General features: G+C 66.1%; 1 protein-coding gene. It reads right to left on the bottom strand.

Annotated features, from left to right (window positions below):
* Positions 1-525, bottom strand: a 525-nt coding sequence (locus DIE16_RS36360) for an amino acid permease (protein WP_124646777.1), incomplete at both ends; no start/stop codon positions are given.

Below are 525 nucleotides of genomic sequence, written 5' to 3'. Positions count from 1 at the left end.
CCGTTGTCGGTGATCAGATGCATGCCGGTGTCACGGCCGGCGACCTGCACGCCCGTGCCGAGGATCACCGAGCCGATGATGAGAAACAGCACGATCGCGGCGACCTTGATCAGCGCGAACCAGAACTCCATCTCGGCGAACCACTTCACGCCGATCAGGTTCATCGTCGCGACGATGCAGAGCGCGACGAGCGCGAAGATCCACTGCGGCACGGCCGCGAACGGCGCCCAGTAATGCATGTAGAGCGCGACGGCGGTGATGTCGACGATGCCGGTCATCGCCCAGTTCAGGAAGTACATCCAGCCCGCGACGAACGACGCCTTCTCGCCGAGGAATTCGCGCGCGTACGACACGAAGCTGCCGCTGCTGGGGCGATGCATCACGAGTTCGCCGAGCGCGCGCAGGATCAGGAACGAGAACGCGCCGCACACCAGATAGACGATCGCGAGCGACGGTCCGGCGGCCTGCAGACGGCCGCCCGCGCCGAGGAACAGACCGGTGCCGATCGCCCCGCCGATCGCGATC

Origin of the sequence: Burkholderia sp. Bp9090, assembly GCF_003857985.1 — a bacterium.
GTDB lineage: Bacteria > Pseudomonadota > Gammaproteobacteria > Burkholderiales > Burkholderiaceae > Burkholderia.
This window is presented reverse-complemented; position numbering and strand designations above follow the sequence as displayed.